Genomic DNA, 15,714 nt, shown 5'->3' on the forward strand with positions numbered 1-15,714 from the left:
GTCGCTGTCCCGCTCACGACCGCGACACCAGTCGCCGGAGCCGCGGGAGCTCCGCCCGGATCGCCCGCCGTTTCACCAGCACGAACCCCGCGAAGATGACGACGAAGCCGACCGCGGTGGTGATCGTCGGCACCTCCGCGAGCACGACCCACCCGACCAGCGCCGCCGAAATCGGCGCGACGTACGAGACGAGGTTGATCTGGATCGGCCCCAGTCGGTCGAGCAGGTCGAAGTAGATGAGGAAGCCGAGCGCGCTCGCGGCCACCGAGAGGTAGCCGAGCGCCGCGACCGCCTCGACGGTCCAGGCCACCTCGGCGACCGACTCCCCGACCCCGAGGCTCACGCCGTGCATTATGAGCGCCCCGCCGACCATCGCCCACGCTTCCATCGTCTCGATCGGCAGCGACGCCCCGATCCGGCGGGTCAGTACCGACCCGAGTGCGAACGCGGTGGCCGCGCCGAAGATCAGCAGTTTCGCAACCGCGCCGCCGGCGAGCAGGTTGCCCGGATCGGGGTTCGAGAGGATCACGACACCGGCGAGCCCCAAAAACAGACCGACGATTCCGACGAGCGTCAGCCGTTCGTCGGGGAGGAAGAGACGGGCGAAGCCCGTCGTGAGCACTGGACTGAGGCTGACGATCACCGCCGCCGCCGCGGAGGTGACCGCGGGGTCGGTCTCGCCGACGAAAAGCAGCGTGTGGTAGCCAGCGATGATCAGCGTCGCCCCGACCGCGACCTGTGCCCACTGGCCCCGGCCCTGCGGGATCGGCGTGTCGGTTGCGTAGCCGGCGTAGCCCAGCATCAACACCCCCGCGATGTCGTATCGGAACGCCGCAAACAGCACCGGCGGGAAGTAGGTCAGCCCGCTCTTTATCGCCACGAACGCCGAGCCCCAGACGGTCGCTAAAAGCAGGAAAAGCGACAGGTTTCGGTACCGGCTCACAGCCGGACTCCGGTTCCGGCCGCCCTCAACGTTTCGTTCCTGGAGCGGCGGTTTTTGTTCTCCGGCCGGTCTTTCCGACCCGATGGACGAGTTCACCTACCGACCCCCACCGACGACGAGGCGTTTCTGATAACCGACGCACTGGACGAACGCCGGGGCGAGGACCCGTTCTGATCGGTCGGTGCTGCCGGCCCGCCGAAAGCCGCGGCGGCGACCCGCTACGCCCCACCTGCCCGGCGCTCGTCGCGGAGCGCCCGGAGCACGTCCTGGCGGGCCACGATCCCGACGAGTGCGTCGCCGTCGACCACCGGCAGCCGGTTGACGTCGCGCTCCCCGTCGGCGAGCAGATCGAGCAGGTCATCGAGCGTGGCGTCGCGGTCGACGGTCACCAGATCCGTGGTCATCACCGACCGGACCGGCTTGTCGGTGTTCCGCAGCAGGTCGATCCCCAGGTCGAGGTCGTCCCACGACACGTCGACGGCGTAGGTGAGCGTCTCCAGGAAGGGTGGGAACCCGACCGGGATCCACAGCGTCCGGTCCTCGGTCTGGAACAGTCCGACGAGGTCGCGCTGGGTCACGATGCCGACCAGGCGGCCGTCCTCGACGACGGGGAACCCGTTGAACTCCGCGCGGGCGAGCCGGCCGAGCACCTCGCCGATGTCGTCGTCGGGAGCGACCGTCCCGACGTCGGTCGTCATCAGGTCGCTCGCCGTCAGCGTCGGGGTAGGGGCCATACCGTGCCGTTCGTCGGCTTGCCGTCTAATCCTGTCGATGGCGGGAGCCGGGGGCATTTGCGGGATATCTTTATGAATCCCCGCTCGCAAGCGGACGTATGGCCGCTCACGGCCGGTCGACGCTCCGTGACCTGTTCGACGAGGCGCCGACGCCACACATCGCCCACCCGCCGCGAACCCACCACCGCCATTTCTACGTCGCAACCGACGGCTCCTACCGGCGGGACGGCGGCGGGCTCGGCGCCGTGATCGAAACCCGGGACGGCAGCCGCGTGGCCCGCGTCTCCGTCCCCGACGCCGCCCCCGACAACAACGTCGCGGAGTATCGCGCGCTCCACCTCGGGCTCGACGTCCTCGCCGCCCGGACCCCGGACCACGCGCGGATCGGCGTCCTCGTCGACCACGACGAACTCGCGGCCGCGGTCAACGCCGAAGTGCTGGCCGCCGGCGGCGACGCCGACTGGCGCCCCACGGGTCGCGGACAGGTGCCCCCGGGCGGGGAGTCCCACTGGCGGGGGATCCGCGCCCGGATCGCGGGCTTCGCGGAACTACGAGCCGCCCGCATCGACGGCCGGGAGAACCCCGCCCACCCGCTCGCGAACGCACCCGAGGACTACGCGCACGTGAACCGTCGCGCCGACCGGTGTGTGGTGCCCGGATCGACGGATCCGGGCGGCCGCGCTGCCGCCGAGGAGGGCGACCCGCAGTACCCGCCGCCGTCCCGGCTCGGCGGGGAAGCAAGCGACTGAGGCGAGTTCGGTTCCCGTCCCGAACTTACTGCTGGGCGTCCACGACGGCGACGCCCGCGAGGTTGACGATGTCTTTCACCTCGTCGCCGCGCTGGAGCACGTGCACGGGCTTGTCCATCCCCACGAGCATCGGCCCGATGGCCTCGGCGCCGCCGAGTCGCTGGAGCAGCTTGTACCCGATATTCCCGGATTCGAGGTTGGGGAAAACGAGGACGTTCGCGGGCTCGTCGAGCTGTGAGAACTCGTAGGTGCCGCCGAGGATGTCCTCGACCACCGCGGTGTCGGCCTGCATCTCGCCGTCGACCGGGAAGTCGACCGTGTCGTCGGCGTGGAGCTCCGCGACCGCGTCGCGGATCTCCCGGGTGTCTTCGTTCTCGACGCTCCCGAAGTTCGAGTAGGAAAGCATCGCCGCCCGCGGCTCGACGTTGAACCGCCGGGCGAGTTCGCCGGTGTGGCGGGTGATCTCCGCGAGTACCCCCGCGTCGGGGTCGAGGTTCACCGTGGTGTCGGCCGCGAAGATCACCCGGTTTTTGAACGTCAGCATATAGACGCCGGCGGCGTAGTTGGCGTCAGGGGCGGTCCCGATGATCTCCAGTGGGGGCCGGAGCGCCGAGGGGTAGTGGTGGGTCAACCCCGTCAGCATCGCGTCGGCGTCGCCGCGCTCCACCATCACGCTCGCGAAGGCGTTGCTGTCGCTTCGGATGCGGTCGTGTGCCTCACGCCTCGTGATCCCCTTCCGCTGCCGGAGGTCGTAGAGGTGCTCCGCGTACTCGTCCCACCCGCCGCTCCAGGGGTTTGCGACCTCCGGGTCGAACTCCAATCCGAGTTCGGCCGCGGTGCGTTCGATCACCTCCGGATCGCCGACCAACACCGGTTCGGCGATTCCCTGCTCGGACATCTGGTAGGCCGCGCGGATCATCTTCTCGTCGCCGCCCTCAGCGAGGGCGACCCGCTTGGGGTCGGATTTGGCCTTGTTCAGGACGACCCGCATCATCTCCCGGGACTTCCCGAGCCTGGCTTCCAGCCGCTCCTCGTAGGCCTGGAGGTCGACCTCGGTCCGGGCACAGCCGGCGTCCATCGCGGCCTCCGCAACTGCCGGCGCGACCTCAAAGAGGACCCGCGGGTCGAGCGGCTTCGGGATGACGTAATCGGGACCGTACTGCAGCGGCTGGTCGCCGTAGGCTTTCACCACCGCGTCGGGGACGTCCTGCCGCGCCAACTCGGCCAGCGCCTCGGCGGCCGCCCGCTTCATCTCCTCGTTGATTTCGGTCGCGCGGACGTCGAGGGCGCCGCGGAAGATGAATGGGAACCCGAGGACGTTGTTGACCTGGTTGGGGTAGTCTGAGCGGCCGGTCGCCATGATCACGGTGTCGTCGCGGGCCGCCTTCGCCGCCTCGTAGCCGATCTCGGGGTCGGGGTTCGCCATCGCGAAGACGATCGGGTTCTCCGCCATCGACGCCACCATCTCCTGGGAGACGATCCCGCCGACCGACAGCCCCACGAAGACGTCGGCACCCTCCATCGCCTCCGCGAGGGTGTCGGCCGCGATGTCGGCGGCGAACTCGGCTTTGTACTGGTTGATCCCTTCCCTGTCGACCCCGATGACGCCCGAGGAGTCACACATCACGATGTTCTCCTCGGGGACGCCGAGCGAGGTGTAGAACCGCGCGGTCGCGATCGCGGAGGCGCCCGCCCCCGAGAACACGATCCGGAGGTCGTCGAGGGCCTTCCCGGCGACGTCGACGGCGTTCAGGAGCGCCGCCCCCGAGATGATCGCCGTCCCGTGCTGGTCGTCGTGGAAGACGGGGATGTCCATCTCCTCCCGCAGCCGCTTTTCCACCTCGAAGCACTCGGGGGCCTTGATGTCCTCTACGTTGATCCCGCCGAACGTCGGCTCCATCGCCCGCACCGCGGTCACGAGTTCGTCGGGGTCGTCGAGGTCGAGTTCCACGTCGAAGACGTCGATGTCGGCGAACCGCTTGAACAGCACGCCCTTTCCCTCCATCACCGGCTTCGACGCCTGCGCACCGATGTCGCCGAGACCCAACACGGCGGAGCCGTTCGAGACTACGCCCACGAGGTTGCCCTTCGCGGTGTACTCGTAACTCCGGGAGGGGTCGGCGTCGATGTCGCGACACGGCGCCGCGACGCCCGGCGAGTACGCGAGCGAGAGGTCCCGCTGGGTGTTGGTGGGCTTCGTCGTGGATATCTCGATCTTTCCGGGCGGCTCCGCCCGATGATACTCTCTGGCGTCGTCGTCGAGTCCCATACCCCCGGCGACAACGCGGGCACAAAAAAGGCTGTCTGTCGAACTTTGGTTCGACGAATGACGAACACCGTCGGCCTCGCCGCGGGCCGCTACTCCCCGCCGAGCCGGCGGACGGCGTGGCGTTCCACCGTGAACGGGCCGTCACACGACGACACCGTCCGAGTGGGCCACTCGCCGGTCCGGGTCAGCACCTCCACGCCGTCGTCGGTGACGAGCACCGTGTCCTCGGATTTCGCCCCCCGGACCGTGGGGTTGTACGCGTACGCCATCGGCGCCTCCACCCGCTCGTCGCCGCCCGGGGTCGCGATCCACTCCCGACCCGAGAAGCCCGCCGCACCGCCCTGGTGATGTTTCCGCCACTCGCCGGCCTCCCCGAGGTCGTCGTAGGCGCCGGCGATCGCGTCGAAGACGTCGCCGGCGGTGCCGCCCTCGCGGGTGGCTTCTCGGGTCGCCTCCATCGCGGTCGCCTCCACCCGCATCGCGGCGTGGTGGCGGTCCTCGAGCCAGTCGGGGGCGTCCTCGAACGCGACCGCCCGGGTCGCGCTGGCGTATCGCCCCCCGCGCTCGGCGGTCACCGCCAGCAGGGCGTAGCTTCCGAGTTCCGCGCGGGAGGGGGTGAAATGCCGGTACGACTGCGCGCGCTCGGCACCCCCGACGAGAACCACGGGCGATTCGATCTCCCGGGTTTCCAGCGCGACCCTCAGCCCTGCGGCGACCTCGTGTTCGGTATCGTCCGGCCGGAGTTCGACCGCGACCCGCTCTACGGCCGCCGCCACGTCGCGGCCGAGCGCCCGGTATCGTTCGACGTCCTCCTGTGAGAGCGGGCGGCGGAGCCGCCCCGCGTCGACGGTATCGAGCCCCGGCACGTCGAAGTCGGCCGCGCCCGACCCGGGCGTCGCCGCCGCGACCGCCGAGGCCAGCGACGACTCGTACCACGGCGTCGATTCGACGTCGAACGCTCGGGGCACCTCCTCGTCGGCCAGCCGTTCGGCCTCGATGTTGTCCGTGATCACGACGAACCCCCTCTCGGGAAGGTAGCCCGCGGCCGCAACCCCGACGTCGGCGTCGCGGTCGACCACGTTGCGCCCGCCGGTGAGCCACGCAAAGGAGTTGGGCTTCCCGAACCAGACCGCATCGAGCCCCTCGCGGTCGAGAAACGCCGACAGCCGCTCGCGGCGGTCGGCCAGCAGTGCGTCGGTTCCCCCGTCCGTGTCCGAATCGTCGGTCCCGTCACCCGGCGTGGCCCCGGTCATACTCTCACCCTGTCGCCAGCCGCACTTGAAACGTGACGGAACCACCGGCTCCCACGGGCCGGCGACTGCCGACAGCAACCCGTAAGTGCCTCGGACTCCGACCCCCGAATATGAACACGCGTCTCCGCCGGCTCGTGGGCGTTTCCGCCGCCCTCACGGGTGTGCTGATGGTGCTGGGGATCTACACCGCGGCGACGGGTGCGGGGCTGACCTGCGCGGGGCGGTGGCCGCTCTGTGACGGCTTTCTCGGCCTGTTCCCCGCGAACTGGAGCAGCTTCATCGAGTGGTTCCACCGCCTGGTCGCGATGGTCGCCGGGTTCGTGATCCTCGGCACCACGATCGTCGCGTGGCGCGGCGGCGCCGACCGCCGGGTCCGGCTGTCGCTGGCGGCGGCGACGATCCTGCTTCCCTCCCAGATCGCGCTGGGCGCGCTCACGGTCACCACCTACCAGTGGGCGGTGTTGCTCGCACACTTCGGCACCGCGTCGATCATCTTCACCGGCGTCGCCCTCGCGGCCGCCTGGACCTACGGGACCGACGCCGCCGACGCCGCCCGGGTTCGGACGGCCCTGACGGCGGCGGGCGGCCTCCTTCCGGTACTTCTGGTGTTGGCGCCGCACACCTTCGTGACGTTCGGCCCGACGGTCCAGGCGGCGTACTACCTCGCGGGGCTTGCGACCTACGCCGCACTGCTGACCGCGGCGGTCTGGTCGGCGGGCGCCGGTCGGATCGATGCCACTCGTCGCGTCCGGTACCTCGCGGTCGCTGCCGCGGTCGTGGTCGTGTCGCTGCTGGTCGCCGGCCGACTGGTGTACGGCGGGACCCTCCAGTACGTCTCGGTGGGCGGCGCCGCAACGGCGCTCGGACTCGTGGCCGCCGCACGGTACTGCCTCCGCGACGCCGGCGGCGGCCGCGGCGCCCGTGGCGTTCCCACGGACGACTGACCTCTCGGGAGGGACGGCGTACGCCTCCCCGATAAGACACTTACCGGATCCCGGTTTCACTCCGGTATGACGAACGTCCCCGGCGCCGGGTTCGTCGCCCTCCTCGTGGTTATCGCCGTCCTGATCGCGCTGCCGCTTCTGGCCGGCGTGGGCCTGGCCGTCGCCGGAACCACCGGGCTCCGGATCGAACTGAGCCTCCTCGCGGTCCACGCCGTCGGGATCGTCGGCGCCGTGATCGCGCTCGTCGTCGCCGCCCCGCTCGGCCCGGCTCCGTCGCTCCCGGCTGTGGTCGGGCTGCTCCGGTTCACCGCCGGAGCGCTGGCGGTCGGACTCGCGGTCGCGGGCATCGCCGAAGGCGGACCGATCGCGGCGGGGGCGGTCCTCGCCGTCCTTGCCGGCGACCTCACGTGGCGACGCGGGGTGTGGTACGCGACCGCCGGCTACGCGGGCGGGGGCGTCGCCGGCGCGGCCGCGGGGCTCGTGTCCACCGGCCGGGCCGAAGCCGCCGCGGCGGGGGCGGTCCTCGCCGTCCCCGCGGCGCTGTGCGGGGTCGTCCTCGAACGGGCGGCCGCACGCTCCGAGCGGGTCTCGTCGACGGCCTGATACGGGCCGCCCCGGTCGGTTCCCGGCCGTTGCCGGCGCAGGCGACGACCGCCCCGTCACGCCGATCCGTACGGCACCGGCCGTCACATGAAGTCCGACAGCCCCGCCTGCCCGTCGTCGTCGGCTGCGTCCTCCTCGCTCCCGCCGTCTTCGCCGGTCTCCTCGCTCCCGCCGTCTTCGCCGGTCTCCTCGCGGTCGAGCACGTCGGCCTCGGCAGGGTCCTCGACGCCGTCCCCGCCCGCGAAGGCCCCCTCGGCGTTGTCCTCGAGTCGCTCGGCCCGGAGGTCGGCGGCGTCCTCGACGATCGACTGCACCTTGTTCGTGGTCTCCCCGCTCCCGGTGACGTAGGCGACGCCGGCCTCGTCGAGGTCGTACCACGCCGCCATCGCGACGGTCAGCTCCCGGGGCTTGCAGTGGTGCGTCACCGCCGAGAGGAAGGGGAGCACGTCGAGGCGGGCGGTCGTCATCGAGAAGCCGCCCGATTCCGCGATCGCCCGGACCACCTCGTCGCGGGTCGAATCCCGGGTCGACCGGTAGGGGGCGCCGCCGTACCGCGTCCACCCGCCGTAGGTGCCGTCGCGGGCGGCCGCGACCCCGCCGGCGAGGTTGTCGGTGGCGTACCGCCACCACGTGTAGTCGTAGTCGGTGGCGTACACCCGGCTGGTCCAGACGTCGGCGTTCGCGAGGAACTCGTAGGCCCGCGCGAGTTCCCGGCCCTCGTACACCAGCGACACCTTGTCCTCGACCCACTGAAGCAGGTCCTCGGGGGTCTCGTCGACGTCGTAGGCGGTCCGGAGCGCCGCCTCCGCGGACTCCTCCTCTTTCAGAACCGTATCGAGGAACTCGAAGAGCCCGACCGCGCGGTTCCGGGAGCCGGTGGTCACGTCCTCCAGTGTGATCCGGCTGCGGTCCTCGGCGGTGACCTGGAGGTCCTTGATCGCCGCCCGGAGGTCGCCGTCGTTCGCCTCGGCGATTCGCTCTAGGGCCTCCTCGTCGAACTCGATTCCCTCCTTCCGGAGGATGTCCCGGAGGACGGGGACGATCGACCGCGCGGAGACGTCGCGGAACTCGATCTCCCGGGCGGCGTTCCGCAGGCCGTTCGACATGTCGTAGTACTCGTTTGCGATCAGGACGATCGGCTGGTTGGCGTCCTTCAGGAGGTCCGTGACCGCGCGTTTGCCGCCGCGGTCGTACTGGTGGTGGATGTTGTCGGCCTCGTCGAGCACGATCAACTGGCGGCCGTCGCTCCCGGTTCCGCCCCCCGAGCCGCCGACCGAGCCCGCGAGCGTGGCGTTCCTCGAAGCCCGCCCCGCGAACCGCTCGATGTCGTCGGCGGTGCGCTGGTCGGAGGCGTTCAGTTCGACGACCTCCCACCCCATATCGCTCGCCAGCGCGTGAGCCGCGGAGGTCTTGCCGACGCCGGGGGCGCCGTGAAGGACGACCGGCTCGCGGTGGTCGTCCCACGTCTCGGCCCACTCCTTGAGGGCGTCGCGGGCCTTGTTGTTCCCGCGGACCTCCGAGAGGGTCGACGGGCGATACCGTTCGGTCCAGTCGGTCATCATCCGACCTTGGCGTGACCCGGATTTAGTGGTTGCGGGGCCGTCCGCTCCCCGACGGCTGTCTGACCTGAACAGAAGACACGTACGTGCCGGATGCGAGTGCTGAGCGTGCCCAGTCCCGTATCCTCCGCGGCGACGACCTCCTCGCTCATACTGTTGGCTATAACTACGTGAAGATTTTCGACACCCCGGGGTGTCGAAATCCGTCACGGGACGATAGCCGACAGTATCAGTCCCGACGGCCGCACGCTCGGCGTCGCCGCGGTCGGCGGCGTTCTCGCGTATCTCGTCGGGTACGCACTCACGTACGCCGCGGTCGGGCAGGAGGCCTCGAACTCCCTGGCCGCCCGCGTGCTGGAGATTGCTACCGACGACCCCGGCACTTGGCAGCTCGTCGGGTGGGTGTTCTACAACGCCCACAACGTCGCCGTCGAGGTGCCGGGGCTGTTCGGCTCGACCGCGGTCACCCTCGTCGGCGAGACGTTCAGCTCGGCGCTGTTCGTGCTCCCGCCGGTCGTACTGCTCGTCTCCGGCGCGGCCGTCGCCGTCCTCGGCCGCGTCGAGCGGCCGACAGCCGGCGGGGTCGCCGGCGTCGCGGTCGTGGTCGGCTACCTCCCGCTGGCGGCTGTTGGCGCGGTTCTCGTCGGCATCGACATCGGCGACGCGACCGCCGGCCCGACGGTTGCGGCGGCCGTGCTTCCGTCCGGGTTCGTCTACCCGCTGATCTCCGGTGCGATCGGCGGCGTGGTCGGCAGCGTCGCGGCCGGTCGGCAGTCGCGGCGGGGCGCTCTCCGGGTCGCCGTCGCGCGTCCGGTTCGTCCGTCCGCCTCAGCCGTCGGTTGCCCGCCGCGCCCGCCACAGCCGCGTCCCGGCGACGAACGCCGCAAGCGGGAGCAGCCACGCCCGGAACCCCGTCATCGCCACCGGGAAGAGGCGCTCGGTGCGTTGCGATCCGCCGCCGCCACCACCGCTACCGGACTGTTCGACCCCCAGCGTCGGTTCGGCGTCCAGCACCGTCCGGAAGTCGAAGTTGCTCGTGGTCCGGCGCGCGTCCGGTTCGTCGGGCGAGAGATCCACGAACGTCTGCACCCACCCCCGATCGGTCGAGTAGAACAGCCGGCCGTCGACCGTGTAGAAGGCGTCGTGGATCGGGTAGAAGACGTTGATCCCGCCGACCACGAGGTCGGGGACGATCCCGGCGCCGAACAGACACACCACCGCGGTGGACGCCAGGAGAACTCCGCGGTCGCCGTACCGGCGTCGGAGCACCGAGTCGGGACCGCGCCGGAGGTCGGCCGCAAGCGCGACGAGGAGGATCGCGGGCAGGAGGACGGTGTGGCCTACCGACCGATGGGCGCCCGACAAGATCGGCTCGAGCGCCACGTCGAGGTCGGGCAGGGCTGTCGCGGCTGCGACGACCGCGACGCTCCGGCCGTCGAACTCCGACCCGAGAAGCCCCGCGGCGATAAGCAGCGCGAGCGACACGTGGACCAGCGTCGAAGGCACGACGGTACCTGACGCGTGCCCGGACTTGAACGTTCCTGCGGTCGGTCGGACCGCCCCGGTACGCTTTTGCGGCCGCCTCCCGCACCCGAACGTATGTGTCGACAGACCCCGACGCCGGGGGGTGGTGGGCCGTGACGGGGGTTCCGAAAGACGAACTCGCGCGCCGGATCGCGGGCGAGATCACGCTGAGCGACGATCCAGGGGCGACGCTCCGGAAGTGGCGCACCGACTTCGACGTCTCCCAGACCACCCTCGCAGACCAGCTCGACGTCTCCTCGTCGGTCATCTCCGACTACGAGAGCGGCCGCCGGGAGAGCCCGGGAATCGGGGTCGTCCGCCGGATGGTGGAGGCGCTACTCGACATCGACGAGGACCGCGGCGGCGGCCGGATCCGCCAGTACGCTCGGGTCATCACCGCCGGCTTCGACAGCGACATCGTGCTGGACCTCCGGGAGTATCCCCGGTCGGTCCTGCTGGAAACGCTCTACGAGGCGATGGACGCTACGGAACTGGTGCGCGGCGACGAGGACCGGATCAGCGGCCACACCGTCATCGACAGCATCGAGGCGATCACCCGCCTCTCCTCGGAGGAGTTCTACCGCCTCTACGGCCAGTCGACCTCGCGGGCGCTGGTGTTCACCGGCGTCACCCGCGGGGAGGCCGCGCTGGTGGCGATGCGGGTCGTCAACCCCACGCCGACCGCGGTCGTCCTCCACGGGCTGACCGAGGACGACCTCTGGGAGCACGCGCCAGCCCTCGCGACGATCGATGGGCTGTCGCTTGCGATCTCGAACCGCGACCTTGACGAGACGCTGGAGGATCTGCGGCAACTGCCGTAAAATCGACGCGATAGCGCTCGATGCCGTTGTAGGCGGCTCCCCCGATCGTGTTTGATCGAGCTATTGCTGTGGCTGAAAAGCCGCTATCGGGCGGGTATGGAAGGGGCCGCGCTCTCGACGAACCCGGACGAAGCAAGGACCGCAGGAGCGAACGGAGTGAGCGACGAGGACCACAGCGAGTCCTGGGAGTCGAGAGCGCGGGGGCTTCCGGGGTCGCAGTCGTCTCGTTCTCTCCGACTACGTTTCCGCTACTGTGGACTACGTTCTGTTATTCCACGTACTCGTACCGCCGTTCGTTCATCCGGCCCCACCCGGTGAACACGAACTCCCCGTCGGGCTGGGTGAACGCCTCGACTTCGACCTCCTTGTCGTGGTTGTGGACGTCGTGAACGAGTTCGTACTCCTCGAAGGAGAGGTCGTAGCGGCCGTTGAGCTGGTCCTCGACGTCGATCGGGGCCACCGCCGCGCGCCACCCCTCCCGGACGGTCTCGGCGTGGATCTCCGCCTGCGCGCCGGAGCCGTAGGAGCCGACTAAGAGGTGCCCCCCCGCGAGGTCGACACCCTCCTCGGCGGCCGCCCGGAGCGCCGAGAGCCGCGCCAGGTGAACCGAGCCGGTGTACCAGTTGCCGACCTGCCCGGAGATGTCGACGGTGGGGTCGATCGCCCGGTCGTACCACTCCTGATACCGGCTCGTGCCCTTCAGATCGTCCATATACGTCCGGATCGCCTCCTCGTAGGCCTCCCGGGAGTCGAAGTCCGCCTCGCGGGGTTGCATCCCGATCTCCGCAGCGAGCGCCTCCTCGACGTCGGTGTCGCGGGTGATGTGGCGGTAGCCCAAAAGCGCCGCCTTCCGGACCATCCCGGGGTACGGCGTGTGGAACGGGAAGTACGCGAAGTCCTCGGGGTGGGTGTCGCCCGCGGCCGACTCGTAGTCCTCCAGGGCCTCCCGCATCCGCGCGAGGTACACCTGGATCGAACGCTTGCCGTCGACGCTGGGGAACTGCTGGTTCGGCTTCAGGAAGTCGGTCTCGTCGGCGCTGCCGTACCCCTGTTCCGTCGAGAGCGCGACGATGTCGGGCTCGGAGTCGATCAGCATCGCGACCGCACCCGCACCCTGGGTCGCCTCCCCGGGGTCGCCCCGCTCGTAGAGCGCGGTGTCGGTGGCGATCACCAAGGCCGCGCGGCCGCGGTTCCGCCCCGCCCGGATCCAGTTGTACGCGTCGTCGATGCTCTGGGTTCCCGACAGGCAGGCGAACTTCCGCTCGCCCTTGTTGGCGTGGTGGAAGTCGCCGTCGTAGACCGATTCGAGGCAGCCCGCGATGTACGTCGACACCGGCTTGGAGTTGTCGAACGCCGACTCCGTGGCGACGTCGATCCGGCCGATGTCGTCAGGGGAGAGCCCCTTCCGGTCGAAAAGCGCCTTCGCGGCGTTCGCGCCCATCGTGACGATGTCCTCGTAGACGTCCGGCAGCGAGGAGTACTCGATCCCGATCCCCTTCGTGTACTTGCTGGGATCCTCGTTTTTCGCCGGCGCGAACGTCTCCGCGAGGTCGAGCCGCAGCTTGCCCGTCCGGATCTCGATGGCGTCGATGCCGACGGCTGTCATAGATTCGGGTTTCGCGGCCCGTCATATGGGTTTGTCGATGGGTTGTTCGTCGTTCGTCGAAAAAGAGACGAACAGCGGTAAAGCCAGTAAGCGAGCCTATTCTCGGATCCGGTTGGGAAGTGGTAGGTACACTACGGCAGTATGAGGGTGATCAGTCGTCATCGTCGTCATCTTCTGGGGGTTCGGGCTCGGGTTCGGGTTCGGGTTCGGGCTCGGGCTCGATGCCATCGTCAATACACTCCAAACCGCGCGTCGGTTCGGGGTTCGGGTTCGGATCCTGATCCGCGCCCTCCGACCACTCGTAGTTGTATTCGTACTCGTAGAGGTAGTTCCCAATCTCGTACGTATACTCGTACTCGTACGTGTACTCGTACTCCCCATCATCATCGTTCTCGCTCTCGGACTCTGATTCCGTCTCGCTCTCCTCGACGTCACGACCAGTACACCTCTCAACGATATTCTCCGTGCTTCCGTCGTCGTTTGACTCGTCTGAGGGCGGCGTCGAGACGTCGCTCTGCTCAATCTCACCTTCTCTATCGACAGCGTTGATGTTCCCGCCTGTGTCGGAGATGATCCGGTCCTGCGCTGCCACCGTCGCCTCCATCCGGAACAGCACCGTATTCGAGGGATTGTCGACTAGTGTGACACTCACTAGACTGCCGGGAGCGTAGCTCCGCGAGACGTTCCACCGCTCGCCCGGTTCGAAGACGTCATTTCCACCCGAGAGCGTCCCGTCGCTCCAAGCAACACCCGTCTCGCTCCCGTTCACCCGGACGGTCAGTTGCAGGTCGTCTCCCGGTAGCGAGTCACCGCCTTGGTGCGAAAGGGCGATTCCGTCCGTGCTGATTTCGCTCGTGACGGCCGCGTTCGGCCCGCCCGTGGATTGCGTGACCGTACCCACCGCGTACGCGCCGCCGACGCTGACGGAGATGACGACGACGCCGACGAGGAGAACCACTCCGATAGACTCGCTTTGGGCACGGTCACTCATTTAGCGTATCATATTGATATCCTTTCAGGTATTAGCCTACCGCCGTTAGTATAGAGCGTGATAAAGAGAGACGACGTGTTCTCACGATGCCGTAATGGTGTACTCCTGCGTCGTTCCATCACCGAATGTGAGGGTGATAGTGATGTCTTCTCCAGACATCTGACGTTCGCTACCGCCGTTGTTCACGAATGGTCCAATGACGAATTCCGTGTCGCTTCCACCGGATAGTGTCGCTTCGGACGAGAACTGCTCGCTCGAACTGCCGATCACAACGTCGGTTGTGACTTCTCCAGTTCGATTTGTCGACACTGCGGGGTTACTTGGACTGCCCTCAACACGCACGGCGGACGCAACTGACGTGCTGTCTACCGAGATGTCCGTCACACTCACGTCTGCAGAGCCAGTATTCCGAAGGGTAAACTCGACGCTCTCATCCTTGTTTCCGCTGCCTTCGTCAGTCGCCTGTCCGGAGTTGTCGACGTACTCGATCCGGTCACTGCTTCCCCCTCCACCCAACGACACCACCGTCACGTTAATTCGAACCGACTCGGGTTCCTCCCCGCTGAAGTTTGACCGATCCACGGGCGTTTTGAAGCTGAAATTGACACTATCGGTGCGGGGCGATGGAATCGAGCCAGGGGCGGAGTACTCGTAGACGATTCGTCCCCGTCCATCCGAGGTACCGTCGGCCGGGACGATGTCGGCGTTCGCGCCGTCGACGGCCGCTTCGACCGTCACGCCCGAGACGGGGTTGTTGTACGAATCCCTGACCTCCAGGACGATCCGTCGCGTCCCGCCCGCGGTGACGCTGTCGGCGCCGTCGACGACGGTCAGATACTGCTCGCTAGTGTCGCTCACGTCCGTTCCGACGCCGATCTTCGCCATACGGAGGCGGTAGGTCCCCGGAACCAGGTCAACCGTCAGCGTCCCGTCGGTCACGTTCACACCATCCCTGTCGTCGTCGACCTGTCCGCCGTTGCTCTCGTACTGGTCGGCGAGCAGCCGCTCCCACTCGTCCTCGGAAAGCTCGGTCGTCACCTCAATGTCGATGTCTCCGTTAACCGCGACGATCCGGTCGCTGGCGCTCACCGGCGTCGGACTAACCGATACCGCCTGCGTCCCGCTCTGCCTGTACGAGCCATTAAGCGCAACGACGTAGATCAGGTTTCCCTCCAACAGCCGCTGGCCAGTCACCGCCCGAGCGCCAGTGTCGCTGCCGAACTGGTTGTACAGCACTGAGTCCGCGTACGTCGTCCGCGGTGCGGACTGATAGACGTTGTAGTCCGGACGATAACTCAACCGCTGCGTGTCGTACACCCGGTCGGTTCCGTCCCAGTAGTCCGCCGTCTCGCCGTCGATCGCCGTCGCGTTGACGAGCGTCACGTTCCCGCCGGGCTCGGTCGCCAGTCGACCGCTCGACGGCGGGGGGTTCACCGCGACGGTTCGGGTTGGGTAGCGCGTCCCCAGCGGCACCGTCGTCGGGCTTGTCCGTTCGGTCGACGCGGTCCGCAAGATACCGTTCCGGAGATCCTGGAGGCTCTCCTGAACCTGCTGGCTGTGGTCGAACTCGACACGCCCGTTCTGGTCGGGGACGACGGTGGCCTGATACACCGACAGCGAGATCACCAGAAAACCCAGCAGTATGACCGCGCCGATCTGGACCGTGACGGCCCTGTCGTCCCCCCCGAAGGTCATACGTCGAATGGACGAGAGCCGGA

The 15,714-nt window shown here is 68.6% G+C and carries 13 protein-coding genes; 4 read left to right on the top strand and 9 right to left on the bottom strand.

Translation table 11 applies throughout. From position 1 onward, the window contains the following. Positions 1 to 13: 13 nt before the first annotated feature. The gene (locus H5V44_RS01550) at positions 14 to 943 is read right to left on the bottom strand and encodes an EamA family transporter (protein ID WP_185191377.1); all 930 of its coding nucleotides are present in this window, start codon (positions 941 to 943) and stop codon (positions 14 to 16) included. A 218-nt stretch (positions 944 to 1,161) separates the two neighbouring features. Further along, the gene (locus H5V44_RS01555) at positions 1,162 to 1,677 is read right to left on the bottom strand and encodes a CBS domain-containing protein (protein WP_185191378.1); all 516 of its coding nucleotides are present in this window, start codon (positions 1,675 to 1,677) and stop codon (positions 1,162 to 1,164) included. A gap of 98 nt (positions 1,678 to 1,775) precedes the next feature. Between H5V44_RS01555 and H5V44_RS01560 the strand changes: the two genes are divergently transcribed. After that, a complete protein-coding gene (locus H5V44_RS01560; RefSeq protein ID WP_185191379.1) occupies positions 1,776 to 2,426 on the top strand; it encodes a reverse transcriptase-like protein in 651 nt (216 codons plus the stop codon). A gap of 25 nt (positions 2,427 to 2,451) precedes the next feature. Here the strand turns inward: H5V44_RS01560 and H5V44_RS01565 are convergent, their stop codons facing one another. Both H5V44_RS01565 and H5V44_RS01570 read right to left on the bottom strand, forming a co-directional pair. After that, the gene (locus H5V44_RS01565; protein WP_185191380.1) at positions 2,452 to 4,695 is read right to left on the bottom strand and encodes an NADP-dependent malic enzyme; all 2,244 of its coding nucleotides are present in this window, start codon (positions 4,693 to 4,695) and stop codon (positions 2,452 to 2,454) included. Between the two features lie 89 nt (positions 4,696 to 4,784). Continuing rightward, positions 4,785 to 5,948: a M24 family metallopeptidase gene (locus tag H5V44_RS01570; RefSeq protein ID WP_185191381.1), complete on the bottom strand. Its 1,164-nt coding sequence runs from the start codon at positions 5,946 to 5,948 to the stop codon at positions 4,785 to 4,787. A gap of 110 nt (positions 5,949 to 6,058) precedes the next feature. Here H5V44_RS01570 and H5V44_RS01575 point away from each other — a divergent pair, with 110 nt between their 5' ends. Continuing rightward, a complete protein-coding gene (locus tag H5V44_RS01575; RefSeq protein WP_185191382.1) occupies positions 6,059 to 6,892 on the top strand; it encodes a COX15/CtaA family protein in 834 nt (277 codons plus the stop codon). A gap of 66 nt (positions 6,893 to 6,958) precedes the next feature. After that, positions 6,959 to 7,495, top strand: coding sequence for a hypothetical protein (locus tag H5V44_RS01580; protein WP_185191383.1), 537 nt, complete (start codon positions 6,959 to 6,961; stop codon positions 7,493 to 7,495). Positions 7,496 to 7,578: 83 nt separating this feature from the next. Here H5V44_RS01580 and H5V44_RS01585 read toward each other — a convergent pair whose 3' ends face one another. Both H5V44_RS01585 and H5V44_RS01590 read right to left on the bottom strand, forming a co-directional pair. Further along, on the bottom strand, positions 7,579 to 9,054 hold the full coding sequence (locus tag H5V44_RS01585) for a replication factor C large subunit (RefSeq protein WP_185191384.1): 1,476 nt from the start codon (positions 9,052 to 9,054) through the stop codon (positions 7,579 to 7,581). Positions 9,055 to 9,882: 828 nt separating this feature from the next. Then, the gene (locus H5V44_RS01590) at positions 9,883 to 10,560 is read right to left on the bottom strand and encodes a metal-dependent hydrolase (protein WP_185191385.1); all 678 of its coding nucleotides are present in this window, start codon (positions 10,558 to 10,560) and stop codon (positions 9,883 to 9,885) included. A 131-nt stretch (positions 10,561 to 10,691) separates the two neighbouring features. Here H5V44_RS01590 and H5V44_RS01595 point away from each other — a divergent pair, with 131 nt between their 5' ends. Beyond that, positions 10,692 to 11,399: a helix-turn-helix domain-containing protein gene (locus H5V44_RS01595; RefSeq protein WP_185192000.1), complete on the top strand. Its 708-nt coding sequence runs from the start codon at positions 10,692 to 10,694 to the stop codon at positions 11,397 to 11,399. Positions 11,400 to 11,667: 268 nt separating this feature from the next. Here H5V44_RS01595 and hmgB read toward each other — a convergent pair whose 3' ends face one another. The 3 genes from hmgB to H5V44_RS01610 form a co-directional block, all read right to left on the bottom strand. Beyond that, positions 11,668 to 13,005, bottom strand: a complete 1,338-nt coding sequence (gene hmgB / locus H5V44_RS01600; protein ID WP_185191386.1) for a hydroxymethylglutaryl-CoA synthase — start codon at positions 13,003 to 13,005, stop codon at positions 11,668 to 11,670. Positions 13,006 to 13,156: 151 nt separating this feature from the next. After that, positions 13,157 to 13,996, bottom strand: coding sequence for a type IV pilin (locus H5V44_RS01605; protein WP_185191387.1), 840 nt, complete (start codon positions 13,994 to 13,996; stop codon positions 13,157 to 13,159). An 81-nt stretch (positions 13,997 to 14,077) separates the two neighbouring features. Beyond that, positions 14,078 to 15,691: a hypothetical protein gene (locus tag H5V44_RS01610; RefSeq protein WP_185191388.1), complete on the bottom strand. Its 1,614-nt coding sequence runs from the start codon at positions 15,689 to 15,691 to the stop codon at positions 14,078 to 14,080. Positions 15,692 to 15,714: the final 23 nt, after the last annotated feature.

The sequence above is a fragment of the Halobellus ruber genome, from assembly GCF_014212355.1.
Classification (GTDB): domain Archaea; phylum Halobacteriota; class Halobacteria; order Halobacteriales; family Haloferacaceae; genus Haloquadratum; species Haloquadratum rubrum.

Excerpts from the sequence above, each read along its gene's own strand:
- H5V44_RS01580 (WP_185191383.1), top strand. The coding sequence starts at position 6,959 with ATGACGAACGTCCCCGGCGCCGGGTTCGTCGCCCTCCTCGTGGTTATC.
- H5V44_RS01605 (WP_185191387.1), bottom strand. The coding sequence starts at position 13,996 with ATGAGTGACCGTGCCCAAAGCGAGTCTATCGGAGTGGTTCTCCTCGTC.
- hmgB (WP_185191386.1), bottom strand. The coding sequence starts at position 13,005 with ATGACAGCCGTCGGCATCGACGCCATCGAGATCCGGACGGGCAAGCTG.
- H5V44_RS01570 (WP_185191381.1), bottom strand. The coding sequence starts at position 5,948 with ATGACCGGGGCCACGCCGGGTGACGGGACCGACGATTCGGACACGGAC.
- H5V44_RS01555 (WP_185191378.1), bottom strand. The coding sequence starts at position 1,677 with ATGGCCCCTACCCCGACGCTGACGGCGAGCGACCTGATGACGACCGAC.
- H5V44_RS01560 (WP_185191379.1), top strand. The coding sequence starts at position 1,776 with ATGGCCGCTCACGGCCGGTCGACGCTCCGTGACCTGTTCGACGAGGCG.
- H5V44_RS01565 (WP_185191380.1), bottom strand. The coding sequence starts at position 4,695 with ATGGGACTCGACGACGACGCCAGAGAGTATCATCGGGCGGAGCCGCCC.
- H5V44_RS01585 (WP_185191384.1), bottom strand. The coding sequence starts at position 9,054 with ATGACCGACTGGACCGAACGGTATCGCCCGTCGACCCTCTCGGAGGTC.
- H5V44_RS01575 (WP_185191382.1), top strand. The coding sequence starts at position 6,059 with ATGAACACGCGTCTCCGCCGGCTCGTGGGCGTTTCCGCCGCCCTCACG.
- H5V44_RS01610 (WP_185191388.1), bottom strand. The coding sequence starts at position 15,691 with ATGACCTTCGGGGGGGACGACAGGGCCGTCACGGTCCAGATCGGCGCG.